26 protein-coding genes are annotated in these 24222 nt (G+C 62.3%); 11 read left to right on the top strand and 15 right to left on the bottom strand.

Features of this window, described 5'->3' with window-relative positions:
* Positions 1 to 60 precede the first annotated feature (60 nt).
* Genes KJY40_RS17770 through KJY40_RS17760 form a run of 3 tightly spaced genes read left to right on the top strand, consistent with a single transcriptional unit; the run spans position 61 to position 2652 of the window.
* Entirely contained in the window at positions 61 to 1476 is a 1416-nt protein-coding gene (locus KJY40_RS17770) for a cytochrome ubiquinol oxidase subunit I (RefSeq protein WP_230731481.1), read from the top strand.
* Between the two features lie 17 nt (positions 1477 to 1493).
* The gene (gene cydB, locus KJY40_RS17765; RefSeq protein ID WP_230731479.1) at positions 1494 to 2510 is read left to right on the top strand and encodes a cytochrome d ubiquinol oxidase subunit II; all 1017 of its coding nucleotides are present in this window, start codon (positions 1494 to 1496) and stop codon (positions 2508 to 2510) included.
* Positions 2497 to 2652, top strand: coding sequence for a DUF2474 domain-containing protein (locus tag KJY40_RS17760; RefSeq protein WP_007950587.1), 156 nt, complete (start codon positions 2497 to 2499; stop codon positions 2650 to 2652). Before cydB ends, KJY40_RS17760 begins: the two co-directional genes overlap by 14 nt.
* 46 nt (positions 2653 to 2698) lie before the next feature.
* Here the strand turns inward: KJY40_RS17760 and KJY40_RS17755 are convergent, their stop codons facing one another.
* Complete coding sequence (locus KJY40_RS17755; protein WP_230731477.1) at positions 2699 to 3550, bottom strand: CAP domain-containing protein; 852 nt, start codon at positions 3548 to 3550, stop codon at positions 2699 to 2701.
* 199 nt (positions 3551 to 3749) lie between these two features.
* On the opposite strand from KJY40_RS17755, the gene KJY40_RS17750 reads away from it, so the two are divergent.
* Positions 3750 to 4370, top strand: a complete 621-nt coding sequence (locus KJY40_RS17750; protein WP_230731475.1) for a cell wall hydrolase — start codon at positions 3750 to 3752, stop codon at positions 4368 to 4370.
* Here the strand turns inward: KJY40_RS17750 and KJY40_RS17745 are convergent.
* Positions 4367 to 5254 (bottom strand): LysR family transcriptional regulator, encoded by an 888-nt coding sequence (locus tag KJY40_RS17745; RefSeq protein WP_230731474.1) that lies wholly within the window; start codon positions 5252 to 5254, stop codon positions 4367 to 4369. The genes KJY40_RS17750 and KJY40_RS17745 overlap by 4 nt on opposite strands.
* 103 nt (positions 5255 to 5357) lie before the next feature.
* Between KJY40_RS17745 and KJY40_RS17740 the strand changes: the two genes are divergently transcribed.
* A complete protein-coding gene (locus KJY40_RS17740; RefSeq protein ID WP_230731473.1) occupies positions 5358 to 6758 on the top strand; it encodes an MFS transporter in 1401 nt (466 codons plus the stop codon).
* On the opposite strand, the gene KJY40_RS17735 is transcribed toward KJY40_RS17740, so the two are convergent.
* From KJY40_RS17735 to KJY40_RS17720, 4 genes are all read right to left on the bottom strand, one after another.
* The gene (locus KJY40_RS17735; protein ID WP_230731472.1) at positions 6703 to 8118 is read right to left on the bottom strand and encodes a heavy metal sensor histidine kinase; all 1416 of its coding nucleotides are present in this window, start codon (positions 8116 to 8118) and stop codon (positions 6703 to 6705) included. The two genes, KJY40_RS17740 and KJY40_RS17735, sit on opposite strands and share 56 nt — an antisense overlap.
* Positions 8115 to 8786: a heavy metal response regulator transcription factor gene (locus KJY40_RS17730; protein WP_007950581.1), complete on the bottom strand. Its 672-nt coding sequence runs from the start codon at positions 8784 to 8786 to the stop codon at positions 8115 to 8117. The genes KJY40_RS17735 and KJY40_RS17730 overlap by 4 nt, the downstream gene beginning before the upstream one ends.
* Before the next feature lie 12 nt (positions 8787 to 8798).
* Positions 8799 to 9056, bottom strand: coding sequence for a DUF2790 domain-containing protein (locus tag KJY40_RS17725; RefSeq protein WP_230731471.1), 258 nt, complete (start codon positions 9054 to 9056; stop codon positions 8799 to 8801).
* 147 nt (positions 9057 to 9203) lie between these two features.
* Positions 9204 to 9917 (bottom strand): murein L,D-transpeptidase catalytic domain family protein, encoded by a 714-nt coding sequence (locus KJY40_RS17720; protein ID WP_230731470.1) that lies wholly within the window; start codon positions 9915 to 9917, stop codon positions 9204 to 9206.
* A 151-nt stretch (positions 9918 to 10068) separates the two neighbouring features.
* Between KJY40_RS17720 and KJY40_RS17715 the strand changes: the two genes are divergently transcribed.
* Positions 10069 to 11682, top strand: coding sequence for a L,D-transpeptidase family protein (locus KJY40_RS17715; RefSeq protein ID WP_102687034.1), 1614 nt, complete (start codon positions 10069 to 10071; stop codon positions 11680 to 11682).
* 3 nt (positions 11683 to 11685) lie between these two features.
* On the opposite strand, the gene KJY40_RS17710 is transcribed toward KJY40_RS17715, so the two are convergent.
* Both KJY40_RS17710 and KJY40_RS17705 read right to left on the bottom strand, forming a co-directional pair.
* The gene (locus KJY40_RS17710; protein WP_230731469.1) at positions 11686 to 12201 is read right to left on the bottom strand and encodes an HvfX family Cu-binding RiPP maturation protein; all 516 of its coding nucleotides are present in this window, start codon (positions 12199 to 12201) and stop codon (positions 11686 to 11688) included.
* Positions 12202 to 12258: 57 nt separating this feature from the next.
* Positions 12259 to 12462, bottom strand: a complete 204-nt coding sequence (locus tag KJY40_RS17705) for an HvfA family oxazolone/thioamide-modified RiPP metallophore (protein WP_230731468.1) — start codon at positions 12460 to 12462, stop codon at positions 12259 to 12261.
* Positions 12463 to 12703: 241 nt separating this feature from the next.
* Between KJY40_RS17705 and glsB the strand changes: the two genes are divergently transcribed.
* Both glsB and KJY40_RS17695 read left to right on the top strand, forming a co-directional pair.
* Positions 12704 to 13612 (top strand): glutaminase B, encoded by a 909-nt coding sequence (glsB, locus tag KJY40_RS17700; protein WP_064379522.1) that lies wholly within the window; start codon positions 12704 to 12706, stop codon positions 13610 to 13612.
* A 179-nt stretch (positions 13613 to 13791) separates the two neighbouring features.
* Complete coding sequence (locus KJY40_RS17695; protein ID WP_230731467.1) at positions 13792 to 15294, top strand: aldehyde dehydrogenase family protein; 1503 nt, start codon at positions 13792 to 13794, stop codon at positions 15292 to 15294.
* Between the two features lie 48 nt (positions 15295 to 15342).
* On the opposite strand, the gene KJY40_RS17690 is transcribed toward KJY40_RS17695, so the two are convergent.
* The 3 genes from KJY40_RS17690 to cynS all read right to left on the bottom strand — a co-directional run bounded on the left by KJY40_RS17690 (position 15343) and on the right by cynS (position 16799).
* Positions 15343 to 16002: a carbonic anhydrase gene (locus KJY40_RS17690; RefSeq protein ID WP_230731466.1), complete on the bottom strand. Its 660-nt coding sequence runs from the start codon at positions 16000 to 16002 to the stop codon at positions 15343 to 15345.
* A 12-nt stretch (positions 16003 to 16014) separates the two neighbouring features.
* The gene (locus KJY40_RS17685; protein WP_230731464.1) at positions 16015 to 16251 is read right to left on the bottom strand and encodes a DUF2790 domain-containing protein; all 237 of its coding nucleotides are present in this window, start codon (positions 16249 to 16251) and stop codon (positions 16015 to 16017) included.
* Positions 16252 to 16334: 83 nt separating this feature from the next.
* On the bottom strand, positions 16335 to 16799 hold the full coding sequence (cynS, locus tag KJY40_RS17680; RefSeq protein ID WP_192558292.1) for a cyanase: 465 nt from the start codon (positions 16797 to 16799) through the stop codon (positions 16335 to 16337).
* 120 nt (positions 16800 to 16919) lie between these two features.
* Between cynS and cynR the strand changes: the two genes are divergently transcribed.
* On the top strand, positions 16920 to 17798 hold the full coding sequence (gene cynR, locus KJY40_RS17675; RefSeq protein ID WP_230731462.1) for a transcriptional regulator CynR: 879 nt from the start codon (positions 16920 to 16922) through the stop codon (positions 17796 to 17798).
* Positions 17799 to 17871: 73 nt separating this feature from the next.
* On the opposite strand, the gene KJY40_RS17670 is transcribed toward cynR, so the two are convergent.
* The gene (locus tag KJY40_RS17670; RefSeq protein ID WP_011334739.1) at positions 17872 to 18201 is read right to left on the bottom strand and encodes a hypothetical protein; all 330 of its coding nucleotides are present in this window, start codon (positions 18199 to 18201) and stop codon (positions 17872 to 17874) included.
* A 127-nt stretch (positions 18202 to 18328) separates the two neighbouring features.
* Here KJY40_RS17670 and KJY40_RS17665 point away from each other — a divergent pair, with 127 nt between their 5' ends.
* Positions 18329 to 18700, top strand: coding sequence for a hypothetical protein (locus KJY40_RS17665; RefSeq protein ID WP_230731459.1), 372 nt, complete (start codon positions 18329 to 18331; stop codon positions 18698 to 18700).
* 12 nt (positions 18701 to 18712) lie between these two features.
* Here KJY40_RS17665 and KJY40_RS17660 read toward each other — a convergent pair whose 3' ends face one another.
* Together KJY40_RS17660 and KJY40_RS17655 are read right to left on the bottom strand one after the other, a co-directional pair.
* Positions 18713 to 19216 carry a GNAT family N-acetyltransferase gene (locus KJY40_RS17660; RefSeq protein ID WP_230731457.1) on the bottom strand — a complete coding sequence of 168 codons (504 nt, stop codon included), beginning with the start codon at positions 19214 to 19216 and terminating at the stop codon, positions 18713 to 18715.
* 47 nt (positions 19217 to 19263) lie between these two features.
* Positions 19264 to 21207 carry a DNA topoisomerase III gene (locus KJY40_RS17655; RefSeq protein WP_230731455.1) on the bottom strand — a complete coding sequence of 648 codons (1944 nt, stop codon included), beginning with the start codon at positions 21205 to 21207 and terminating at the stop codon, positions 19264 to 19266.
* A 278-nt stretch (positions 21208 to 21485) separates the two neighbouring features.
* Between KJY40_RS17655 and KJY40_RS17650 the strand changes: the two genes are divergently transcribed.
* Positions 21486 to 22892, top strand: coding sequence for a serralysin family metalloprotease (locus KJY40_RS17650; RefSeq protein ID WP_230731453.1), 1407 nt, complete (start codon positions 21486 to 21488; stop codon positions 22890 to 22892).
* A gap of 80 nt (positions 22893 to 22972) precedes the next feature.
* Here the strand turns inward: KJY40_RS17650 and KJY40_RS17645 are convergent, their stop codons facing one another.
* On the bottom strand, positions 22973 to 24187 hold the full coding sequence (locus KJY40_RS17645) for an MFS transporter (RefSeq protein ID WP_085602844.1): 1215 nt from the start codon (positions 24185 to 24187) through the stop codon (positions 22973 to 22975).
* Between the last annotated feature and the right edge of the window lie 35 nt (positions 24188 to 24222).

The raw sequence follows: 24222 nt of genomic DNA, 5'->3' as shown, positions 1-24222 counted from the left end.
CGCGCCTGGCGGTGGCCCGGCCGTGTGCTGCCGCTTTTCAGCCTTGATGAGGACATCATCATGTTCAACCTGGAGGCACTGGACCTGGCGCGAATTCAATTCGCGTTCACGGTTTCGTTCCACATCATTTTCCCGGCGATCACCATTGGCCTTGCGAGTTTCCTGGCGGTGCTCGAAGGCCTGTGGCTGAAAACCCACAATGACACTTACCGCGATCTCTACCATTTCTGGTCGAAGATCTTCGCCGTCAACTTCGGCATGGGCGTGGTGTCGGGGCTGGTCATGGCGTACCAGTTCGGCACCAACTGGAGCGGATTTTCCGACTTCGCCGGCAGCGTTACCGGGCCGTTGCTGACCTACGAAGTGCTGACCGCGTTCTTCCTCGAGGCCGGGTTCCTCGGGGTGATGCTGTTCGGCTGGAACCGGGTGGGCCGTGGCTTGCACTTCTTTGCCACAGTGATGGTCGCCATCGGCACGTTGATCTCGACCTTCTGGATTCTCGCCTCCAACAGCTGGATGCAGACCCCGCAAGGCTTCGAAATCGTCGACGGTCGGGTGATGCCGCTGGACTGGCTGGCCATCGTGTTCAACCCGTCGTTTCCGTTCCGGCTGGCGCACATGGCGATTGCCGCGTTCGTTGCCACGGCATTCTTCGTCGGCGCCTCGGCGGCGTGGCATTTGCTGCGTGGCAATGACAGCAAACCGGTGCGCAAGATGTTTTCCATGGCGCTGTGGATGGCGCTGATCGTGGCGCCGATTCAAGCGGTGGTCGGTGACGCCCATGGCTTGAACACCCTGGAACACCAACCGGCGAAAATCGCCGCCATTGAAGGCCACTGGGAAAACGCCGACAACGGGCCGACCCCGCTGGTGCTGTTCGGCATCCCGGACATGCAGGCCGAGAAAACGAAATACGCGATCGAGATTCCGTACCTCGGCAGCCTGATCCTCACCCACAGACTCGACAAGCAGATCCCGGCGCTCAAGAGCTTCCCGAAAGAAGACCGGCCGAACTCGACCGTGATTTTCTGGAGCTTCCGCGTGATGGCCGGGCTGGGCATGTTGATGATTCTGGTGGGTGTGCTGGGGCTGGCGTTGCGGCGCAACGGCAAGGTCTACCGGCATCGCGGCTTCCAGCGGCTGGTGTTGCTGATGGGGCCAAGCGGTCTGATCGCGCTGCTGGCGGGTTGGATCACTACTGAAGTCGGGCGTCAGCCGTGGGTTGTTTACGGCCTGATGCGTACCCATGACGCCGCGTCCCATCACTCGGTGGCGCAGATGAGCACCTCGCTGGCGCTGTTCGTTGTCATCTACTGCTCGGTGTTCACCGTGGGCATCGGCTACATGATGAAACTGGTGAGCAAGGGCCCGCAGCCGCACCACGAACATCCGCCCGAAGGCACTCAGGTGCAGACCCCGCGCCGGCCACTATCGGCGGTCACCGACAACCTCGAATCCGCGACCCGGATCCACTGATAAAGGAGCGTTGAGTCATGGGTATTCAAGGTATCGATCTCTCGTTGATCTGGGGCGTGATCATTGCCTTCGGGGTGATGATGTACGTGATCATGGACGGCTTCGATCTGGGCCTCGGGATCCTGTTTCCGCTGATCAGCGACGAGCAGGAACGCGACGTGATGATGAACACCGTCGCACCGGTCTGGGACGGCAATGAAACCTGGCTGGTGCTCGGCGGTGCAGCGCTGTACGGCGCGTTTCCGCTGGCTTACGGGGTGATTCTGGAGGCGCTGTATCTGCCGCTGATCTTCATGCTCGCGGGGTTGATTTTCCGTGGTGTGGCGTTCGAGTTTCGCTTCAAGGCGCCGGCTGAAAAACGCCATCTGTGGGACTGGGCGTTCATTGGCGGTTCGTTATTGGCTACGTTCTCCCAGGGCGTGGTGATCGGCGCGTATGTGGCGGGGATTCCGGTGGTGGATCGGCAGTTCGCCGGTGGCGGTCTCGACTGGCTGGCGCCGTTCCCGCTGGTCTGCGGCGTCGGTCTGGTGATCGCCTACGCCTTGCTCGGCAGCACCTGGCTGCTGGTGAAAACCGAAGGCATGTTGGAGTCGCGGATGCGTCACTACAGCCGTCCGCTGGCGTGGCTGTTGCTGGCGATGGTGGTAGTGATCGGCGTGTGGACGCTGCAACTGCACCCGGAACTGGCCGGCCGCTGGTTCAACCATGCGCACCTGACCGTGTTCGCCGGGCTGGTGGTGTTGGCGGTGCTGGCGCTGTTCGGGCTGCTGCGTTCGCTGCGACAGCGCCATACCCACTGGCCGTTCGTGTTCACTCTGGTGCTGATGTTCCTCGGTTACATTGGGCTGGCGCTGAGCATCTGGCCGAACATCATCCCGCCGTCGGTCAGCCTGTGGGCGGCGGCCTCACCGGCCACCAGCCAGTTGTTCGCCCTGATCGGCGCGCTGTTCATCCTGCCGGTGATCCTGATGTACACCTTCTGGAGCTACTACGTGTTCCGCGGCAAAGTGAGGATTGGCGATGGCTACCATTGATTCGCGTGAGGTGAAATCCAGCCCCTGGTACAAGCGTCTGGGCTGGCTGTTGCTGATCTGGTTTGGCAGCGTGGTCTCGCTGGCGGTGGTGGCGAGCCTGCTGAAACTGGCGATGTATGCGGCGGGGATGAGGACCCACTGAGCAATAAAAAACCGGAGCCTGGCTCCGGTTTTTTATTGCGCGGGATTTACTCCCCGCCAAACATCGCAGTCCAGTAAATCCCTGCGCTGCTCTTCGGATCGACTGCGTACGCAGCGCCCAGTTCACGGTACTGCGGGTTCATCAGGTTGGCGCAATGGCCAGGGCTGGCGAGCCAGCCGGCGACGACTTTCTGCACCGTGTCCTGCCCGGCGGCGATGTTCTCGCCGACCTGCTGGCCGCTGTAACCGGCAAGTTCCGCTCGGTCGCCGGGGGTACGGCCGTCGCGGTCCTTGTGGTCGAAATAATTGTTGTTGGCCATCTCGCGGCTGTGTTCCTGGGAAACGCCGCCGAGCACCGCGTTCCACGCCAGCGGCGCAGTCGCTGCGAATGCCTGACCGCCACACTGGCGCGGTTGGGCGCGGGCGGCGTTGAGTTGTTCGAGGAGTTTCTGGCCTTCAGCCTGACCATCGCCGAGGCGGGCGGACAGCAGTGGCCGGGCGAGGGTGATGCGCCAGTCACGATCAGCGCGGCTGACGCCGATATCGACGAACTGCGGATCCAGCACCACCTGGCAGAAGCTCTCCTGAATCGCCTTCATCGCCGACGCCGCATCCCGTGGCCCGTTGAGGGTGATCGCCTGAACGTTGACCATCGGGTAGCGAGCGCTGGACATCGCCTGCTGCAAATCCACCACACCGGCGGCCGGCAGAATCAGGCGCGGATCGGCCGACAGCGGCGGCAATTCGCTGGACGCCTGGCTGCCACAACGCTGCGGCTGGCTGCGGTAGCTGTTGATCGATTCGATCAATTGCGACTCGTCGGTGGCCATGGCCGAAGTGGCCAGCGCCAGGCCCACGGACAACGCGGCGAGTCGCAGAACGGATGGCATGAAGCGCATGGAAATCTCCCTTGGGCTGAGTGCGCACATCATGCGCGAAAGGGCCCCGGTTCGTGCAATGTCTTTTTCTTCACAACGCGGATTTTTCTGCAGAACGATTCGGTGCAATTTGCCGTCTACACTCTGCGAAGATCCCGGAAACCGGGCGTCTCAACCACGTAACACTTTGCCCGTATCGGGCCCTGCCGGAAGAATGATCATGCAATTGAACGGGTTGCTTTGCTGTCTTGCGTTGACCCTTCTGACCGGCGCGGCACTGGCCACCGATCAGGCACCGATCAAAGAAAAGGCCGAGGCGAAAGCCGAGGTTCTGGAAGAGAAGGCCGCCGACAAACCCGACGCGCCTCCGGCACCCAAATCCGAAGCCATCACCCCGACCGAAGCGCAGGCGGTCGACCCCGCCGGCGCCGCACCGCTGGATGATCCGATCACCTGTCTGGCGCGCAGTATCTATTGGGAAGCCAAGGGCAAGGACAATGCCGACATGGAAGGCGTGGCCAGTGTGGTGATGAATCGCCTCGGGCATGACGGCTTTCCAGGCACGGTTTGCGAGGTGGTCAAGCAGGGCTCGGAAACCAAGAGCTGCCAGTTTTCCTGGTGGTGCGACGGGCGTCCGGATCAGGTCAAGGAAGACGCCGAATACGCGCTGGCCAAGGAAATCGCCGGCAAGGCGCTGAACCGCCAGCTCACTGATCGCACCCACGGCGCGCTGTATTTCCACGACCGCAACGTTCATCCGAGTTGGGCCAAGGAATACACCAAGACCGCCGAGACCAAGAAGTTCCTGTTCTATAAACCCGCTGGCGGGGGCGCGCGTTAAGCGCAGACTTCCCGCACACAATTGCGCAGCCAGCGATGCGCCGGGTCGGCGTCCATGCGCGGGTGCCAGAGCATCGACACGCTGATGTCCGGCATGCGCAAGGGCAGAGCGAAACTGTGCAGGCCCGTGCGCAGTTTGCTGGTGTGACGCTCCGGAACGGTGGCGATCAGGTCTGATTCACGGACCAGCGTCAGCGCCGCCGAAAACCCGCCAAACGAGGTGACGATATCTCGCGTCAGTCCGAAGGCGAGCAGCGCTTCGTCCACCGGTCCGCTGCTGCGTCCACGGCGTGACACCAGAATGTGCTGCCCCGAAGCGAAGCGTTTGGCGCTGACCTTGCCGCTGCTCAACGGATGTCCCTCACGTACCACACCGATCCACTGATCGCGGAACAGGATGCGGCTGTGCAGCGTCGGGTCGGTGCTGTCGTCGACCACGCCGGTTTCCAGATCCACCCGACCTACGCGCAGCAGCGTGCTGTCCTTGTCGGCCTTCTGCACGAAGCGCAGGCGCACGCCAGGCGCCTCTTCGGCGATGCGGGCGAGCAGGGCGGCGGCAAAGGTTTCGACAAAACCGTCGGTGTTGCGCAGGGTGAAGGTGCGCTGCAACTGGCCCGGATCGAGCACTTCTGCCGGGCGCAAAACCGCTTCGGCTTCCTGCACCAGATAACTGACCCGGTCGCGCAGTTCCAGCGCACGCGGGGTCGGCACCAGCCCACGACCCGCGCGCACCAGCAGTGGATCGCCGATGGTTTCCCGCAGCCGGGCCAGTGCCCGACTCATCGCTGAAGGGCTCAGACGCAGGCGTTCGGCGGCGCGGGCGACGCTGCCTTCGCTCAGCAGCACGTCGAGGGTGATCAACAGGTTCAGGTCCGGTGCATTCATGACATGGCGTTCCATGCAGGTATCAAGTGCAAAGCATGCGTCTTGCGCCCTGTATTGTCGAGGCTCAGGCTATGTCGCATGCCCTTTGCCCAGTGAGCCCCCCATGCACCGAGAACCCCTGAGCCCTTCAGCCCGCTGGGCGCTGACCAGTCTGGCGCTGTCGATGCTGATGCCGTCGCTCGACACCAGCATCGCCAACGCCGGACTGCCCACGCTGGCGGCGGCGTTCGATGCGACGTTTCAACAAGTGCAATGGATCGTGCTGGCCTATCTGCTGGCGGTCACCACGTTGATTGTCAGCGTCGGGCGGTTGGGTGACGGCTTCGGTCGGCGGCGTTTGCTGTTGATCGGCATCGGCATCTTTACCGCCGCTTCGCTGGTTTGCGCACTGGCGCCGAGCCTTGGCTGGCTGATTGGCGCGCGCGCGGTTCAAGGCCTGGGCGCGGCGATCATGTTCGCGTTGACGGTGGCGCTGGTGGCCGACGCGGTACCCAAATCCCGGGCTGGCAGTGCGATGGGGTTGCTGGCCACGATGTCGGCCACCGGCACCACCCTCGGGCCGTCGCTCGGCGGGCTGTTGATGGCGCATGTCGGCTGGCAGTCGATCTTTGTAATCAACGTGCCGTTGGGATTGCTCAATGCGTGGTTGGTGTATCGCTATTTGCCGAAGGATCGGATCGTGCGTTCGGGTGTTGCATTTGACTACCCCGGCACCGCCGTGCTGATGCTGACGCTGGCGGCCTATGCACTGGCGATGACGGTTGAAGGACTCACCCCGACGTTGCTGTTGCTCAGCCTGCTGGGCGTGGGGTTGTTCATCCTGGTCGAGAAACGGAGCAAGGCGCCGCTGATTCACCTGTCATTGTTCACCGACACGCGAATCAGCTGCAGTCTGGCGCTGACCTTGCTGGTGACCACGGTGATGATGACCACGCTGGTGGTCGGGCCGTTTTACCTGAGCCGAGGCCTGGGTCTCACCAGCACTCAGGTCGGACTGGTGCTATCGATCGGGCCGTTGCTGGCGGCGTTCAGCGGCGTACCGGCCGGGCGGCTGGTGGATCGTTTCGGCGCGCGGCGGATGGTGCCGGGTGCGTTGCTCGGACTGGTCTGCGGATGCGGTCTGTTGGCGCTGTTTCCGGTAAGTTTCGGAGTGCTTGCATACGTGCTGCCGATCACGGTGGTGGCCTTGAGTTATGCGCTGTTCCAGGCTGCCAACAACACCGGGTTGATGTCCGGTGTTGCTCAGGATCAGCGCGGTGTGGTCTCGGCCATGCTCGGGTTGTCGCGCAACCTGGGGTTGATCACCGGGGCGGCGGCGATGGGCGCGGTGTTCGCCCTGGCCACAAACGATCCGACTCAAGCGCCGGCCGCCGTCATCGCGGGCGGCTTGCACATGACCTTCGGCGTGGCCACGGCGTTGATGTTCGCGGCGTTTGCACTCGGTGCCTTCACGCACCTGCGTCTCGGGTCTCCCGTGCCGGAAAGAACAGTTCAAAGCAGGTGATGCCGTCGGCGCTGCTGACGCTGTAGCGACCCTGATGCAACTGCATGATGGTCGCGACAATCGACAGGCCCAGACCGTTGGATTGGGCCGACCGTTCGCGGGACGGATCGACGCGGTAGAAGCGCTCGAACAGTCGCGACAGGTGTTCCGCCGGAATCGTCGCGCCCTGATTGCGCACCCGCAGGTAGCTGCCGTCCGTTTCGGCGATGGCTTCGACCTGCAACGTCGAATCCGCCGCGCCGTACTTGATCGCGTTGGCGCACAGATTGGCCAGGGCCCGACGCAGCAGCATCGGCTCGGCCCAGATCACGCCGCTGCCATGGGCCTCGATAGTGACGCCGACATCGGCCGCCAGCCCTTCGAAGTAATCGGCGATGCGCTGCATCTCATCGCTGGCGTCCAGCTCCTGACGCTGGCTCAGCGCGCTGGCCGGGTCGGTGCGAGCGAGAAACAGCATGTTGTCGAGCATCCGCGCCAGCCGTTCGAGTTCTTCGACGTTGGAGGCGAGCAGCTGTTGATAGGCGTCGACGCTGCGGTTCTGTTGCAGGGCGACCTGGGTCTCGCCGAGCAGGTTGTTGATCGGCGTGCGCAGTTCGTGGGCCATGTCGGTGGAGACCTGGCTCAATTGGGCAACCCCTCGGTCGAGCCGGTCCAGCATTGCATTGAAAGACTCGATCATCGGCTGCAATTCCCGGGGCGTGCCTTGGCTGTCGAGGCGTTCGCCGAGGTTGGCGATGCCGATCCCGTGGGCATGCCGGGCAATCCGCCGCAACGGCAGCAGGCCGCGATACACCAGCAGGCAGCCAACCAGCGCCAGCACAATTGCGGCCAATGATGCGAGGCCGTACACGCTGAGTCGGTAGTTGGCGAGCATCGCCGTGCGCTCGCTCATCACCTTGGCGATGAGCACCTGCAGATTGCCCTGGTCGCCGGAATCGATACTGGCCGCCACCGCCGAGAACGGCACGCCGTTGAGGCGCGGCAGATGCTGCACGTCGTTGAGCGCCATGACATGGTCGACCGGCACGGCGGGCACGCTCGGCAGTGCCAGGTCGCTGGGGTTGACCACGAACAGGGGTGGTTGCCCCGGCGCGCCGATGGTCAACAGCGCTTCGCGGTTGCCCAGCATGTTCTGGAACAACGCTGGTTTGGTCTTGATCAGCTCAAGGGTGTTGCTGTCGTTGAGGATGGTGCGCAACTGATCGATGCGGCTGACCAACTGGATATCGTCGCGGCGGGTCAGTTGCTCTTCCAACTGGTTGTAAAGCGCCGCGCCCAGGCCTGCCAGCGCGGCGAAGGCCAGCACGGCGAACACCAGCGCCAGACGCAAGGTCAGGGAATAAGTGCCGGCGATTTTCATGGCTGGGTATCGAAGCGGTAGCCGATGCCGCGCACGCTGTGGATCAGCTTGAGCGGGAACGGATCGTCGATCTTCGCCCGCAGGCGGCGCACGGCGACATCGACCACGTTGGTGTCGCTGTCGAAATTCATGTCCCACACCCTCGAGGCGATCAGCGAACGCGAAAGCACTTGCCCGGTGTGGGTGGCGAACAGTTGCAGCAGGGCGAATTCCTTGTTGGTCAGGGTGATCCGGTTGCCGGCGCGGGTGACCCGGCGCTTGAGCACGTCGATCTGCAGATCTGCGACCTGCAATTGCTCTTCTTCATGGATCGGCCCGCGCCGGGTCAGGGTGCGCAGGCGCGCCACCAGTTCGGCGAAGGAAAACGGCTTGATCAGGTAATCGTCAGCACCCAGTTCAAGCCCTTTGACCCGGTCGGCGATGTCGTCGCGGGCGGTGAGAAACAGCACCGGGGTGTCGGTTTCCTTGCGCAGCCGGCGCAGCACTTCCCAGCCATCCATTTTCGGCATCATCACGTCCAGCACGATCACGTCGAAGTCGAACTCCAGCGCCAGGTGCAGACCGTCGGCGCCGTCCCGGGCCAGGCTCACGCTGTAGCCCAGTTCCTGCAAGCCGTTGAGCAAGTAATTGCCGGCCTTGGGTTCGTCTTCGACAACAAGGATATTCATGGGCACTGTGCCTCAATGGTCATTGATGCAGCCGCTGCCTTGCACTTGATAGTCCAGCACATGTTCACGGCCCTGGTGGTCGAGGTAGTTGAGCTGCGCGGGGATCACGCCGCAAGCCTGGGAAATATCGGTGCTGGAGAGGACTTTGTCGACATCCAGGTGCACGAAGAAACCGGTTTTGTCATGAATGACCGCGGCGTCCGGCGCAGGCGCGGCGAACACGGAACCGGTGGCGAGGAGGGCGGTGAAGGCGAGGATCAGGGTTTTCATGATGGGTCACTCGAGTCGTTGAAGTTGATCGGCGTTCTGGCCGGGACAACTTCAAGCTACCGGGCGATCCGCTCGGCAAACCGACAACTCGATGACAAATCTGTAATAAACCGAACCAGTGGGAGCCAAGGCCCTCCCACAGAGTATTCAGCTGGCGTGGGTGCTGAGAATGCTCGCGATCTGTTGTGGCTGGCAGTTGAGGTACGGCGAGGATTTCAGCCACTGCTGATCCGGGTACCAGGAGAACATGAATTGGCCGTTCTTCAGACTGTCGATCACCCGTTTGGCAACCTGCGGTCGCACGGCCGGGCAACCCTGGCTGCGGCCCAGACGGCCGGTGCGTTTGCTCCAGAACGGGTTCACGTAGTCGGCGGCGTGGATCACGATGGCGCGGTCGCGGGCCATGTCGTTGACGCCCGGTTCCAGACCGTCCATGCGCAGCGAGTAACCGTGGGTGCCCTGGTAACTTTCCTGGGTACGGAACAGGCCGAGGCTGGACTGGAAACTGCCTTCACGGTTGGAGAACCGGGTGGCGAAGTTTTCCCCGGAGTTCGAACCGTGAGCGACCAGGTCGCGCAGCACCAGTTTTTTCCGGGTCAGGTCGAAGATCCACAACCGGCGCTCGGTGGACGGCTGCGAATAGTCGATGATCGCCAGGTGACGGGACTGCTTCGCGCCGTTGTTGATCGCACATTGCATGGCGCTCAAGGCACCTTTCAGCGCCTGGGGATTGAGTTCCGGAGCGGCGTGCGCGAGGCTGGTGTACAGAACCGGCGAAGAGGTGCCGGCGGCAAAGGCTGGACTGGTCAGCACGCCAATGGCGGTGGCAGTCAGCAGAAGTCGGCGCAAAAACGTCAACATTTAAAGTGAGTCTCCACTTGCTACTTGTTTGGCACTTAGGCTCCTGACGTCCAGTCGTCCCCGGCAGGCCCGCGAATCGGGCCTGACTGTTCACCGCACCTGAGGTAAGGTTGACCGTCAATCAGGACGGCCATGGATTGGAGTAAAGCAGTTGTTCAAAAAGTACGCATGCTACTTGAGCATTTGTTTGCTCGCTGCGCCGTTTGTCGCTTGTGCCGAAGAGCCGCTGCCGGGGCTCCCGACGCTGCCGCCCGTGCCGACGGAAATGCCCATCGAGCCGCAGAGCCCGTTGCAGGCTGCGCTGATCAGCCTGCCCCAGGCATGCCCGACGATCGGCACCAGCCTCAATGGTCCGGCGCTGGATCAGTTGCGCGCGTTCTACCAGCAGCAGGACTGGCTGCCGGTATGGGCGGATGGTGGGCAATTGCCGGCCTTGCATGCGCAATTGCAGCTGTTGGCCGACGATGGCCTGAACCCGAAACGCTACCCGGTGGCGCTCACCGCTCCGCAGGACGGCGAACTGTGCGCCGACATCGAGATCAGCCGTTATTACCTGCAAGCCTTGCAGGATCTGCATTACGGCCGCCTGTTGCAATCGCACTTCGAACCCCTGTGGCATTCCGACGAAACGCCTCGCGACCGTCAGGCCGAATTGCTCGCCATCGCCGTACCGGGCGTGCACAACGTTCCGGCCGCCTTCGATCTCGCCCGCCCGCAGCTGGCGCAGTACCAGAACCTGCGTCATCTGTATGCCGCGCAGCGCCTGAAAGCCTTGCCGCAGTGGACGTCGGTGGGCAACGGGCCGTTGCTGCGTCCGGACATGGAAGACAAGCGCGTGCCGGAACTGGCCCGCCGGTTGTACAGCGAAGGCTACCTGAGCAGTGTGGTCGGCACGCCGGACAACGCTTATCACGGCGTATTGGTGGAGGCGGTGAAGAGCTTTCAGGCCAACCATTCGCTGCAGGCCGACGGGGTGGTGGGGCCGGGAACGATCGCCGAACTCAACATCAGTCCGCTGACCCGTCGCGAACAATTGCGGGTCAACCTTGAACGTTTCCGCTGGATGGCCCAGGACATGGAGCCGGACGGTTTGCTGGTCAACGTCGCCGCTGCCGAACTGACGCTTTATCAGGGCGGCCTGCCGGTCTGGCAGACCCGCACCCAGGTCGGGCGCGCCGAACGCCAGACCCCGCTGCTCAAATCCCGGGTTACGCGCCTGACCCTGAACCCGACCTGGACCGTGCCGCCGACCATCTGGAAGGAAGACAAGCTGCCGGAAATCCGCAAGGACCAGACCTTCCTCAGCCGCCAGAACCTGCAAGTGCTCGACGCCAACGGCCAGCCGCTGGCCGCCGCCGACATCGACTGGGACAACCCCGGCAACATCCTCCTGCGCCAGGACGCCGGGCCGCGCAACCCGCTGGGGCAGATGGTCATTCGGTTCCCCAACCCGTTCTCGGTGTACCTGCACGATACGCCGAGCAAGGCGCTGTTCGACAAGGGGCCACGGGCGTTCAGCTCTGGCTGCGTGCGGGTCGAGCATCCGATGAAGCTGCGCGATTTCCTGCTCAGCCCGGCGGAGAAGGCGCGCACCGACACCTTGCTCGCCACCGGTACCACCCATGAATTCCGGTTGAGCAACCCGGTGCCGATCCTCATGACTTACTGGACGGCACAGGTCGATGGCCAGGGCCGCGTGCTTTACGCGCCGGACATCTACAGCCGGGACAGCGCGTTGCTGGCCGGGCTGGACCGGGCGCATTGATCCTCAGCGGCTGGCGCGTTTCCAGAAAAACCGCGCCAGCCACGCATCCACGCTCAACTTGCCGGCCCCGGCAAACACCAGCGGCACCAGCGCAGCCAAATAAATGGCTGGCAGCTTGAAGTTGCCGAATCCCTTGTTGGTGATCGCGTAACCCTGGGCCAGTTCACTCAACGATGACCAGTCCGCCGGCCAGTGCACGGCAGCGGTGGCGACGACGGTCACGACGATCAGCGAAATCGCCGAAATCCGCGTGCCGAATCCGATCAGGATCGCCAGCGCGCAGATCAGCTCGGCCCACATCGACAGCTCCCAGTTCAGCGTCGCCGGCAAGTGGTCGAAGGGAAACGGGAACCGCTCCTGAATGTCTTCGAACCAGTTCTGGCCGTTGAATTTCTCCAGCCCCGATTCGAAAAATTCCCAGGCGATGAACAGGCGCAGGGTCAGCGGCGCGAGCCACTGGCCGGCGCGGTCGAGGTTCAAATGCAGGCCTTTGACGGCCGACGAGAGAGCTGTGGTCATGGGAAGGCTCCATTCATTCAAAAGAAAACGGGGCACTAACGTGCCCCGTAAAAAGGGTTACTCGCCGGCGCCGCACTTGCCTTCGCCGCATTTGCCTTCCGAGGTTTTTTCCGCCGCGTCGGCCTTGGCCTGGGTCTGGCTGTAGCCGTGATCCAGTTGCTTGACGCTGAACGCTTCCGAAGCCGAAGCGGCGCTGGACAGGGCCAGGCCACCGGCAAGCAGCAGGCCGAGCGTCAGGGAGGTTTTCGAGAGCTTGGTCATGGTGAATCTCCGATGCGATGTGTGAGTTCAAAGGCTTGATCGGGGCTGCCGATCGACAGGTTCATTTGAACGCCGGGCTGTATCGGTGATGTGTCGCGAAGGGCCGGATTTGTGCGCGGGATGTGTCGGGCGTCGGGCCGTACACACTGCGATACACAGCGCCGGTGTGATTCGATTGCCGGGCGCAGCGTCTAGCCACGGTGTCCCCGCAATCCCATGGGGCGAGACTTCGGAACCCGGCATGCAAGCGCTGTTGAACGAGATCCTTGACGCTGTCCGGCCCCTGATCGGGCAGGGCAAGGTGGCTGACTACATTCCCGCCCTCGGCACCGTGCCGGCCAATCAACTGGGCATCGCCGTGTATGGCAACGACGGCGAGATGTATTGCGCCGGCGACGCCGAGACGCCGTTCTCGGTGCAGAGTATTTCCAAGGTGTTCAGCCTGGTGCAGGCCATCGAACATTCCGGCGAGGCGATCTGGGAACGCCTGGGCCACGAGCCGTCCGGCCAGCCGTTCAACTCGCTGGTGCAGCTGGAATTCGAACGCGGCCGTCCGCGCAATCCGTTCATCAATGCCGGGGCGCTGGTGATCTGCGACATCAACCAGTCGCGCTTTGCGGCGCCGGCCTTGTCGATGCGCGACTTCGTACGGCGGCTGTCGGGCAACCCGCAGGTGATGGTCGACGGCAAGGTCGCCGATTCCGAATACCAGCACCGCGCGCGCAACGCGGCGATGGCTTACCTGATGCAATCCTTCGGTAATTTCCACAATGACGTTGAAGCGGTGCTGCGCAGCTACTTTAGCCACTGCGCGTTGCGCATGAGCTGCATCGACCTGGCCCGAGCCTTCTGTTTCCTGGCCAACGACGGCTTCTGCAAACACAGCGGCGAGCAGATTCTCAGCCGACGCCAAACCCAGCAAGTCAACTCGATCATGGCCACCAGCGGCCTCTACGACGAGGCCGGCAACTTCGCCTACCGCGTCGGCCTGCCGGGCAAGAGCGGCGTCGGTGGCGGCATCGTTGCGGTGGTGCCGGGGCAGTTCACGGTGTGCGTGTGGTCGCCTGAGTTGAACACGGCGGGCAACTCGCTGGCGGGAATGGCGGCGCTGGAAATGCTCAGTTCGCGGATTGGCTGGTCGGTGTTCTGAGCCCCGGTGGGAGCTGGCTTGCCAGCGATGAGGGCGGCACATTCACTATCAATGTTGCATGGGATGCCGCCATCGCTGGCAAGCCAGCTCCCACAGGTTCTTTGGTGTTTGAAGAAGGTGTTTTTACCCGAAGATTCCTATACATTTTCCGGCCGCCCTCAATATGGTGAATCCGCTCCATGTCTCTCGCGCTCGAACGTCTCGTCGCTGGCACGCCTATCCCTTTCGCCGGTAACCGCGTCACCGTGGTCAGCCCCGAACTGGCCGAGCGTTTCCGACCCGGCGACCACCTGCTGGTGGAGCAGGTGAGTGGCGAGCTGTTGCTGATTCCGGTGGTGGATCAACAGGCCGCGTCGGTGGCGATCGAGCGTGCAGCGGCGGCGTTTACTGCGCTGTCCGCTGTGCCGGATGAAGCGATCAGCCGCTTCTTCGATCTGTTCGCCCAGCGTCTGGAAAACCCGGACGCCTGGGCACGGATCGAAACCGCGAACCTTGCCGACATCGAACGGGCCAAGGCTCGAGGTCGTTCCACCACCCGTTTGCTTGCCGACGAGCGCATGCGCCGCGACATGATCGCCGGCCTGCGCGCCTGGCGTGATGCGCCGGCGACCCGTGGCAAAGTGATCAGCAGCGTTGAGCATGACGGCTGGAAGGTCGAGCAAGTGGTGTCGCCGCTGGGCATCGTCGCGTTCGTGTTTGAAGGTCGGCCGAACGTATTTGCCGACGCCGCTGGCGTGCTGCGTACCGGCAACACCGCCGTGCTGCGCATTGGCAGCGATGCGCTGGGCACTGCGCAAGCCATTGTTACTCACGCCCTGAACCCGGCGCTGGCCGATGCCGGTCTGCCGGCCGGTGCGGTGTCGCTGGTGGAGAGCGTCAACCACGCCGCCGGTTGGGCGATGTTCGCCGATCGGCGTCTGTCGCTGGCGGTGGCCCGTGGTTCGGGCCGTGCGGTCAGCCAGTTGGGCAGCATCGCCCAGCAGGCCGGCACCGCCGTCAGTCTGCACGGCACCGGTGGTGCGTGGCTGATCGCCGACCGCGATGCCGACGCCAAGCGCTTTGCCGCTGTGGTGCGCAACTCGCTGGATCGCAAGGTTTGCAATACGCTGAACGTCTGCCTGATCCAGCGCGAACGCGCGGCTGAACTGGTGCCGTTGTTCCTCGATGCCTTGCAGCAGGCCGGCACCGCGCGTGGTCAGGGCTGCAAATTGCACATCGTCGAAGGCAGCGAAAGCTACCTGCCGAGCGACTGGCGGAACGCGACGGTCGAGGTCTATCGCGCCGAGGGTTACCAGACCGAAGCCCTGGCCGAGCCGCTGCCGGAGGCGCAACTGGGCCGCGAGTGGGAATGGGAAGAAACCCCGGAAGCCAGCCTGATGATCGTCGACGATCTGGATCAGGCCATCGCGCTGTTCAATCGTTACAGCCCGCAGTTCACGGTGTCGCTGATCAGCGAAGACGCGGCGGTCCAGGAGCGTTTCTACAGCGCGGTCAACGCGCCGTTCGTGGGCAACGGCATCACCCGTTGGGTCGATGGCCAGTACGCGCTGAACAAGCCGGAACTGGGCCTTTCGAACTGGGAAAGTGGCCGGTTGTTTGCCCGCAGCGCGATCCTTTCCGGTGACGGTGTGTTCACCGTACGCAGCCGCATGACGCAAATCGATCTGGACGTAAAACGCTGAACAGAACAACGCCGCGCCCGTCGCAATGACGGGCGCGGCGTTGTGTTTTCAAGCAGCATCGACTGCCTGACCGTACACCGCGCACGTCGACGGTTGCTCGGCCAGCGAGACGAAAGTACGGCGGTCGGCACTCAGCGCGTCGATCGAGCCGGTCTCGATGTCGTACACCCAGCCGTGCAGATTCAGCAGGCCTTTCTCCTGGGCCAGGCGCACGCTCGGGTGAGTCTGGATATTCGCCAGTTGCGCGATCACGTTTTCCCGCACCATCGAACTCAGCTTGGCTGCGTCATTGGCATGCGGCCGCGATTCGTTGACCACTTTCGCCGACTCGGCGTGTTGCAGCCAGCCGCTGACGGCGGGCAGGTGATCCATGCATTTGCACTGGGCGATGGCGGTCATGGCGCCGCAATCGGAGTGGCCGCAGATCACGATGTCGGTCACGCCGAGCACGGCTACCGCGTATTCCACCGTCGCCGAAACCCCACCCGGATGCGGACTGTAGGACGGCACGATATTGCCGGCGTTGCGGATCACGAACAGCTCGCCGGGTTCTTGCTGGGTCAGCAGTTCCGGTATTACACGGCTGTCGGAGCAGGTGATGAACAAGGTGCCCGGGGTTTGGGTCGTCGCCAGGTGTTTGAACAGCTCGGTGCGTTGTGGAAACGCCTCGTTCTGGAACTTCAGGAAGCCTTCGATCAGGTTTTTCATGGTGTAGTCCTCTCAGTTCGAACAGCCGGTGCCGAATTCGCTGTATTGAAGAATGTGTTTTGCGCCGTGGCTGTCGAGGTAGGTCATCTCGACCGGCACCACGCCGCAGACGTCGGCGACCGGGGTGATGCTCACGACTTCAGCGATATCCGGCGACATGCCGTAGCGGTAGGCGACGGCTTCGTCATCGGCCTGGGCCTGGGCGGCAAGGCCGGCGAGCAGGGCCAGGGTCAGCAGAACTTTTTGCATGGGGCAGCCTCCAGACAGATGGGGTGACGACTTGGCGATTCAGGTTTGGAAAGGCCCGCACGCGGGGTGCGGGCCCGGATGGGTCAGAACGGACGAAGCGGGAGGAACTTGCCGTCGAGGGTGACCACGGCGCGGGAACCACCTTCAGGGTCTTCGACTTTCTTGATGTCGAGCTTGAAGTTGATCGCGCTGATGATGCCGTCGCCGAACTGCTCGTGAACCAGCGCCTTCAGGGTGGTGCCGTAGATCTGGATCATCTCGTGGAAGCGGTAGATGGTCGGGTCGGTCGGCACACCGTCGAGGCTGCCGCGCAGCGGGATGATTTGCAGGGCGGCGACGTCTTCGACGCTCAACTCAAGCTTGTCGCCGACCACTTCGGCCGCGGCTTTCGGCAGTGGATGCTGACCGAGAAGGGCGGCGGTGACGTAAGCCAGGCTCAGGCCGGTGCCGTCGGCCAGGTCCTGCCACGACAGGTTTTTCTGAGCCTTGGCATCCAGGGCGCGGGTGGTCAGGGCGATGCGGCTGTCGTTGTAGGCTTGGGATTGCATGGTGCTTCTCCTTTCGGGGTTGGCTTGCTGTGTGGGATTCATCTTCTGCCGATTGATCCATAGCGTCCAAGACCGATATACAATGCCAAGCATAAGCACTGCCTATAGATGGAGCGTCCCATGCTGCTGCGACATTTGCGATATCTGCTGGCCGTGGCCGATCACGGCGGCTTTACCCGGGCGGCCGAGGCGCTGCACGTGTCGCAGCCGACCCTGTCGCAACAGATCCGCCAACTGGAAGAAAGTCTCGGGGTGGATCTGTTTGATCGCACCTCGCGCTCGGTCAAACCCACGGACGCCGGACAGGCCTATATCGAATGCGCGCGACGGGTTCTGGTGGAACTGGAGGCGGGCAAGCGCGCGTTGCATGACGTGAAGGATCTTTCCCGGGGCTCGCTGCGGCTGGCCATGACGCCGACGTTCATGGCGTATCTGGTCGGGCCGTTGGTGCGCGATTTCGTGGCGCGGTATCCGGGGATTCACCTGGAGATTTTCGAGTTGTCGATGGACGACATCGAGGCCGGGCTGGCGGATGACTCGCTGGATATCGCGATTGCCTTCACGCCGGTGCGCAACCCAGATATCGAGTGCATTCCGGCGTTTGTCGAGACGTTGGGGGTGATGGTCGGGCGCGAGCATCCGTTGTATGACAGCGCTTCTGTGCTGACGCCGGATGACATTGCGCAACTGGATTTCGCCTTGCTGGCACCGGACTTCATCACGCGGTTATCGATTGACGAATATTTCCGCCAGCACGGCATCACGCCCAAGGTACAGATCGAGGTGAATTCGGTGAGTACGTTGCTGGAGGTGCTCCGGCATGCGCCGATTGCGACGATGCTGCCGGAGGCGATCGCGACCGAGGACCGGGCGTTGCGCCGGTTGCGTGTCGAGAGTGAGGCGCCGCAGCGGGGAGCGGCGTTGTTGCGGCGCCAGAACAATTATCACAGTGCGGCGGCAGAGGCGTTCATGAAGCTGGTGCTTGAAATTCGTTCATGAGCATTGTTTGCGAGCAATAAAAAAGGCCTGCTTCGTTTCCGAAGCAGGCCTTTTTGTTTATTGAAGTCAAAACTCAGCAGAACCGATCAATCACCCGAACTTCGTTGTTGTTCTGCATCGAGTCCCACGCCTGTTTCAGCGTTTGCAGAACATTACCGATGAAGTCCTTGTCGGCTGCGGCTTTCTTGCCGACATAGCCGTGGCCGCGGCGGTACATCTTCAGGCGGGCCAGCAGGTTCTGGTTGTTCCGGTCGAACTCTTCTTCACCAGCATGGGGCGACAGGCAGTCGATATGGACCTGACCCGACTTGCTGATCCACAGAATATGGCTGTCGTGGCTGTCTTTTTGTGCAGCGAACATACGAGCCAGTTCTTCGATAGTAGGTTGATTGTTCAGATTCATGATATTGCCCCTTGACCAGTCTGGTGATCTTTCAAAGTTGATTCGCTAATACAGGTAGCCCATCGGTTAGTTGATCCCTGGCACCGAAACCAGGACGTCAGCGGTCGCCCGTGTGAAGTACGGGGTCATGCATCTGTTGCATGTAGTCGTGTTGAATAACTGCTACGCAATAGCGTCACAACGAGGAGAAGCAGCGAAAACCGGGAGGCTCCTTGACGACGTTTTCAGGGTCGACCACAAGCGTCTTGAGAATTTTCGCCAGCGCTTCTCGTCCTTGTACTGGACGTTCAGGCCAGGTCAGTTTCTTCAATCTGCCTTGTGGGCAGCGTGTATCCGGAAAAAACAGCTCGGCGGTCAGACGAGCTTGCTCAAGCGTGTTGCCAGTGCTCCCGATCGGGGAGACGTCTGCATCATGCAAAAGCAAAACGACGCCGTCAACGGTTTTGTAGTGATTATTTTTGGTCACTACATATTGTCGGACAAAGTCATTCTGGAATGAAAAAAGCGGCGCTCAGGCAGCGGGAGAAAGGCTGCGCAGGCAGTAGAACGTGCAGGGATAGCCGTCCACGGTTTTGGTTTGGCGGGTAAATTCGCCGCCGCTCAGCTCGGGGATGAGCCGGGCCCAGAACCGCTGTGCAGGCAGGTTGGCGTCGACATGGAAAATCTGCCATCGACCGGGCAAGTGGCTCAAGAGGGCAGAGGCGACAAACTGCGCGACGCCTTGGCCACGCCAGCGCCGGCTGACGAAGAAATAGCCGATGTTGTAGTCGGCGCCTTCGATGAGTAGGTGGTCATCCACGGTCACGAATCCTGCCAGTTCGCCGTCGACGTGAATCAGGAATGGCCGGGTCGCTGGCTGGCGCCAGTAATCGTCTTTCAACTGGATCGGGAAGAACCCATGCCCGCCGAGCTTCAGCGGCAGCCACTCGCTGAAGTCATAGGTGTAGAACTGCATCAGGTTTTCGAGGGTATCCAGTTCGTCGCGCCGGGCGCCCCGCAGTTCGATGACAGACATGCCGCTGCCTCCTGACCACCACTGCAGAAACAGTAGCGTGCGGCGGACTATTTGGCTGCCGGTTTCGCCGAGCGTTTGCTGGTTCCGGTGGTTTTGCGCCGAGTGGTCTTGCGCTTGTTCTTCCACGGTACAGCGGCCTTGCCGGCAGGGGGCGGGCCACTGATGGTCAGACTCATTCCGGCGCAGCGGGTCACTTGCTTGCTCATCCATGCGGCCTGTTTGGTAACGAATTCTTCAAGACTCATCTCGCCGCTCTGCACCATATCCAGCGCCTGCTCCCAGATCGCGGTGGTGCCGGGGTCGGCAATCGCTCGCGGCACGGCGTCGATCAGGCTGAACGCGGCAGGTGTGGCGGACAGCGCCTTGCCGTTTTTCACCAGATAGCCGCGATCCAGCAACCCTTGGATGATCGAGGCGCGGGTAGCCTCGGTGCCGATGCCGGTGGTGTCCTTGAGTTTCTGCTTGAGCAGCGGATCTTCCACCAGTTTGGCGACGTTCTTCATCGCCTTGATCAGGTCACCTTCGGTGTAAGGCTTGGGCGGCTGCGTCCACAGGTCCTTGAGCTTCACGTCCGCCACGGCGCATTCGGCACCTTGGGTCAGTGTCGGTAGCGTCTGTGGCGCGGGGGCTTCACGGCCCTTGGCCGGTGCCAGCGCTTCGGGCAACGCGCGTTTCCAGCCCGGCTCAATGATCTGCTTGCCGACAGCGCGCAAGGCTTCCCCGGCGCAATCGAAATCGGCCTGGGTGCGGTCGTATTCGTGATTGGGCAGGAACTGCGCCAGATACCGCGCGCGAATCAGCGTGTAGACCGCGCGGTGCTTGCCGGTCAGGCGCTCCAGATTTTTCGCCGCAGCGGTGGGGATGATGCCATGGTGAGCGCTGACCTTCGCGTCGTTCCAGGCGCGGGAGCGGCGATGTGGCTCCAGATGTTCACGCAATGTTTCGAGGCCCGGATCGGCCTGACGCAGCGCCGCGAGAATCCCCGGTGCCTCGCTGTGCTGGCTCAGGGGCAGGTAGCCGCAATCGCTGCGCGGGTAGGTGATGACTTTGTAGGTTTCGTAAAGCGCCTGGGCGATGTCGAGGGTTTCCTGGGCACCGAGGCCGAGTTTCTTCGAGCAGACTTCCTGCAAGGTGCCCAGATCGAAGGGCAGGGGCGCCACTTCGCGCATGCGTTCGGTGCGCAGCTTGATCACCCGGGCGCTGGCAGCGCTGCTGATTGCCGCAGCCGCTTGCTGGGCTAGGGCCTGATTGAGGCAGCGATCCTGATCGTCACAGGCATCGCCCGGTGCACGCCATTGGGCGGTGAACGGCGTGCCGTTGTGCAGCAGTTGTACATCGATGGCCCAATACGCGACCGGCACGAAATCGGCAATGCTGCGATCGCGATCCACCACCAGCCGCAAGGTCGGCGTCTGCACCCGGCCCACCGGCAGCACGCCTTGATAGCCCGATTGCCGGCCGAGCAGGGTGAACAGGCGACTCATGTTCATCCCGATCAGCCAGTCCGCCCGCGAGCGCCCCAGTGCCGAGTGATACAGGCTGAAGGTTTCGGCGCCGGGTTTGAGCGCCGCCAACGCCTTGCGAATCGAGGCTTCGTCCAGCGCCGACAGCCACAAGCGGCGGATCGGCCCGCGATAGCGGCAATGCTCCACCAGTTCCCGGGCGATCATCTCGCCTTCACGGTCGGCGTCGGTGGCGATGATCAGTTCGCTGGTCTCACCGAGCAGGCGTTTCACCGCTTTGTACTGGCTGGCGGTGCGCGGTTTGACGGTCATCTTCCATTTGTCGGGGATGATCGGCAGGTCCGCCAGCACCCAGCGCTTGTATTTGGCGTCGTAGGCGTCCGGCGGGGCGGTTTCCAGCAAGTGGCCGATGCACCAGGTCACCGTGACGTCCGTTCCCAGCCAGCAACCGTCGCCCCGACGCTTTGCGCCGAGCACGGCCGCAATGTCCTTGGCCTGGGAGGGTTTTTCACAGAGGTACAGCCGCATAACCACCGTCGTCGATCATTGCCCGAAGAGGCGCACAGGATGGCCTGACTCGGGCGAACGGGCAACTTTTATCTGTATGGATATACAGATGAATAGATTGCCGGTCATGACAGCCCACGTCGGGGCAATCCGGGACGCTATCGAGAAATTGATTAGCGCCCCTGTTGGCGGCTGTGGCAGGTTCAATCTGCCTAACAGGGCGAGTGACAGGACGATCTCGCCAGAAGATCGCCGCTTTTCTGTCTGACACTGACTCTTCAGAAACAAGGACGTACACCATGTCTCAACCTTCCTCCCAGGCCAGCAGCGCCTTCACCGCCGTCGACACCTTCAGCCACCTGTATGACCGTGGCACCGGGACCGTCAACGGCAAACCATCGTTCACCGCCGACCAGGCCGCCGACGAAATCCTGCGCAAGGGCATGTCGTGGCAGGACAAGAACGCCGACGGCAAGATTGATCTGACCTACTCCTTCCTGACCGACAAACCATCGAACTACAACCCGAAACTCGGCAACTTCAGCGAGTTCAGCGCCCAGCAGAAAGCCCAGGCCGTGCTGGCGATGCAATCGTGGTCGGACGTGGCCAACGTGACTTTCACCGAAGGCAAGGGCGGTGATGGCCACATGACCTTCGGCAACTACGACGTCAGCACCGGCGGCGCGGCGTTCGCCTACCTGCCGCAGGGCAGCAGCTACGACGGCCAGTCGTGGTACCTGATCAACGATCAGTACCAGGTCAACAAGACTCCGGACACCAACAACTACGGGCGCCAGACCCTGACCCACGAAATCGGCCACACCCTCGGCCTGTCGCACCCGGGCGCCTACAACGCCGGCAACGGCAACCCGACCTACGGCGACGCCAAATACGCCGAAGACACCCGTGGCTACAGCCTGATGAGCTACTGGAGCGAGGCCAACACCGACCAGAACTTCAGCAAGGACGGCAGCGGCGCCTACGCCTCTGCACCATTGATGGACGACATCGTCGCGGTGCAGAAACTCTACGGCGCCAACTTCGAAACCCGTGCCGACAACACTGTGTACGGCTTCAACTCCAACGCCGATCGCGACTTCTACAGCGCCACATCGAACACCTCCAAAGTGGTGTTCTCGGTGTGGGATGGCGGCGGTAACGACACGCTGGACTTCTCCGGCTTCAGCCAGAACCAGAAGATCAACCTCAACGAAGGCTCGTTCTCCGATGTCGGCGGTCTGGTGGGCAACGTGTCCATCGCCCACGGCGTGACCGTGGAAAACGCCATTGGCGGTTCGGGCAATGACCTGCTGATCGGCAACGCAGCGGCCAACGACCTGATCGGCGGTGCTGGCAACGACATCATTTACGGCGGTGGCGGCGGTGATTCGCTGTGGGGCGGTGAAGGCGCGGACACCTTCGTGTTCGGCGCGGCCAGCGACTCGACCATGACCGCACCCGACTGGATCATGGATTTCACCAGCGGCCTGGACAAGATCGACCTGTCGGGCATCGCAGGGTTCGCTACCGGCGCAGCCACGCTGAACTTCGTCAGCGGCTTCACCGGGCACGCCGGCGATGCGATCCTCACTTACTTCGAACAGACCAACCAGACCAGCCTGATGATCGACCTGACAGGCCAGGGTTCGGTGGACTTCGCCGTGGGTGTGGTGGGGCAGGCTGTGGCGACCGATATCGTCGCCTGATCTGAAAACGGAAAAACCGCAGTCCTTCGCAGGCTGCGGTTTTTTTGTTTTTGGACATCGCTCTACGACAGTGAAATCCGTTACTGCTCGGTCTCGAGGATCGACGTGGCGTGGGCATTACGTACTCTGGCAAACCACCAGAGAGCCGCCACGCCCAGCAGCGTCGCCAGCACGGCCAGAATCAGAATCACACGTTGCGTCCCCAATGGCGCGGCGAGCAGTGCGACCAGCAGACCGGCCAGCGGTTGCGACAAGTTATTGAGCAGGGTGATCACGCCCACGGTCTTGCCGAAGTCCTGAGGGGGAATGACTCGCTGGCGAATGCTGCGCATGTAAACGTTGAACATCTTGTCGAAACCGACGATCAGCAGGAAACCCAGCACATAACCCGCCAGATTCGGGCTCAGGGCGCTGATGAAGGCGCCGGCGGCGAGCATCGAATAGGCAACGCCACCCAGTACGCGCAACGGCAATACCACCCGAGCGAGGAAAAACAGAATCACGATGGTGGTCACCGCGCCAGCCGCTTGCAGCACGGCGTAGTCGTCCTTGCCGGCGCTGTATTGACCGAGCACCATGGCCGCCGAAGTGGCCAGGGTGACCCCGACAATCAGGTTGACCCCGACTGCCAGGGTGATGATCTTTTTCAGCTCCGCCAGTTCGCGGATATGCCTGAAAGCGATGCGCAGAGGCTGCAGCCAGATGTCCTGATGCTGCTCGAACACCTCCAGGGTGATACGGCTGAAACGTTGCCACACCAGCATGCTGAGGTCGGCCAGCAGGAACAGTCCGGCCACCCACAGCACCACCCAGTGCCAAGCCGAAACCTCCAGCAGCAATGCCGCCACCAAGGGCCCCAGAACCAGTCCGGTCTGGTCGGCTATCTGCGAGTAGGAAAGGGTTTTGGTGTAGCTGTAATGTTGGAAGATATGCGGCATCAGCACTTCGCGGGCCATGATGCCCTGAGTAGTCAGCACGCCGCACAGCGCTGACAGCACCACCAGCCATGCGATACCGCCGAAGACGGCATAAAGCCCTACTGCCAGCACGCAGAGCAGCGCCCGGTAGACCTGACTGATGTGCAGGATTCTGATGGGCGAGAACTTGTCGCACAGGGCCCCGCACAGCGGAAACGCGAGAAAGCGCGGCAGCGACTCGACGAAGAATGCAAGCCCCGCCCAGGACGCGCTGTTGGTGGTCTGGAATACCACCAACGGCACGATGAACAACAGGATCTGATCCGCCAGCCGCGACAGGAACAGCGAGATGAAAAAAGCCAGGTAATCCTTACGCATGATGACTCCTGTCGGTGGGCGTTTTGGCCGTTTTG

Origin of the sequence: Pseudomonas fitomaticsae (assembly GCF_021018765.1) — a bacterium.
In the GTDB taxonomy this organism is placed as follows: Bacteria; Pseudomonadota; Gammaproteobacteria; order Pseudomonadales; family Pseudomonadaceae; genus Aquipseudomonas; species Aquipseudomonas fitomaticsae.
This window is presented reverse-complemented; position numbering and strand designations above follow the sequence as displayed.

What these genes read in the sequence shown, in the direction of transcription:
- KJY40_RS17770 (WP_230731481.1), top strand. Translation starts at nt 61, where the DNA reads ATGTTCAACCTGGAGGCACTGGACCTGGCGCGAATTCAATTCGCGTTC.
- cydB (WP_230731479.1), top strand. Translation starts at nt 1,494, where the DNA reads ATGGGTATTCAAGGTATCGATCTCTCGTTGATCTGGGGCGTGATCATT.
- KJY40_RS17760 (WP_007950587.1), top strand. Translation starts at nt 2,497, where the DNA reads ATGGCTACCATTGATTCGCGTGAGGTGAAATCCAGCCCCTGGTACAAG.
- KJY40_RS17755 (WP_230731477.1), bottom strand. Translation starts at nt 3,550, where the DNA reads ATGCGCTTCATGCCATCCGTTCTGCGACTCGCCGCGTTGTCCGTGGGC.
- KJY40_RS17750 (WP_230731475.1), top strand. Translation starts at nt 3,750, where the DNA reads ATGCAATTGAACGGGTTGCTTTGCTGTCTTGCGTTGACCCTTCTGACC.
- KJY40_RS17745 (WP_230731474.1), bottom strand. Translation starts at nt 5,254, where the DNA reads ATGAATGCACCGGACCTGAACCTGTTGATCACCCTCGACGTGCTGCTG.
- KJY40_RS17740 (WP_230731473.1), top strand. Translation starts at nt 5,358, where the DNA reads ATGCACCGAGAACCCCTGAGCCCTTCAGCCCGCTGGGCGCTGACCAGT.
- KJY40_RS17735 (WP_230731472.1), bottom strand. Translation starts at nt 8,118, where the DNA reads ATGAAAATCGCCGGCACTTATTCCCTGACCTTGCGTCTGGCGCTGGTG.
- KJY40_RS17730 (WP_007950581.1), bottom strand. Translation starts at nt 8,786, where the DNA reads ATGAATATCCTTGTTGTCGAAGACGAACCCAAGGCCGGCAATTACTTG.
- KJY40_RS17725 (WP_230731471.1), bottom strand. Translation starts at nt 9,056, where the DNA reads ATGAAAACCCTGATCCTCGCCTTCACCGCCCTCCTCGCCACCGGTTCC.
- KJY40_RS17720 (WP_230731470.1), bottom strand. Translation starts at nt 9,917, where the DNA reads ATGTTGACGTTTTTGCGCCGACTTCTGCTGACTGCCACCGCCATTGGC.
- KJY40_RS17710 (WP_230731469.1), bottom strand. Translation starts at nt 12,201, where the DNA reads ATGACCACAGCTCTCTCGTCGGCCGTCAAAGGCCTGCATTTGAACCTC.
- KJY40_RS17705 (WP_230731468.1), bottom strand. Translation starts at nt 12,462, where the DNA reads ATGACCAAGCTCTCGAAAACCTCCCTGACGCTCGGCCTGCTGCTTGCC.
- glsB (WP_064379522.1), top strand. Translation starts at nt 12,704, where the DNA reads ATGCAAGCGCTGTTGAACGAGATCCTTGACGCTGTCCGGCCCCTGATC.
- KJY40_RS17695 (WP_230731467.1), top strand. Translation starts at nt 13,792, where the DNA reads ATGTCTCTCGCGCTCGAACGTCTCGTCGCTGGCACGCCTATCCCTTTC.
- KJY40_RS17690 (WP_230731466.1), bottom strand. Translation starts at nt 16,002, where the DNA reads ATGAAAAACCTGATCGAAGGCTTCCTGAAGTTCCAGAACGAGGCGTTT.
- KJY40_RS17685 (WP_230731464.1), bottom strand. Translation starts at nt 16,251, where the DNA reads ATGCAAAAAGTTCTGCTGACCCTGGCCCTGCTCGCCGGCCTTGCCGCC.
- cynS (WP_192558292.1), bottom strand. Translation starts at nt 16,799, where the DNA reads ATGCAATCCCAAGCCTACAACGACAGCCGCATCGCCCTGACCACCCGC.
- cynR (WP_230731462.1), top strand. Translation starts at nt 16,920, where the DNA reads ATGCTGCTGCGACATTTGCGATATCTGCTGGCCGTGGCCGATCACGGC.
- KJY40_RS17670 (WP_011334739.1), bottom strand. Translation starts at nt 18,201, where the DNA reads ATGAATCTGAACAATCAACCTACTATCGAAGAACTGGCTCGTATGTTC.
- KJY40_RS17665 (WP_230731459.1), top strand. Translation starts at nt 18,329, where the DNA reads ATGCATCTGTTGCATGTAGTCGTGTTGAATAACTGCTACGCAATAGCG.
- KJY40_RS17660 (WP_230731457.1), bottom strand. Translation starts at nt 19,216, where the DNA reads ATGTCTGTCATCGAACTGCGGGGCGCCCGGCGCGACGAACTGGATACC.
- KJY40_RS17655 (WP_230731455.1), bottom strand. Translation starts at nt 21,207, where the DNA reads ATGCGGCTGTACCTCTGTGAAAAACCCTCCCAGGCCAAGGACATTGCG.
- KJY40_RS17650 (WP_230731453.1), top strand. Translation starts at nt 21,486, where the DNA reads ATGTCTCAACCTTCCTCCCAGGCCAGCAGCGCCTTCACCGCCGTCGAC.
- KJY40_RS17645 (WP_085602844.1), bottom strand. Translation starts at nt 24,187, where the DNA reads ATGCGTAAGGATTACCTGGCTTTTTTCATCTCGCTGTTCCTGTCGCGG.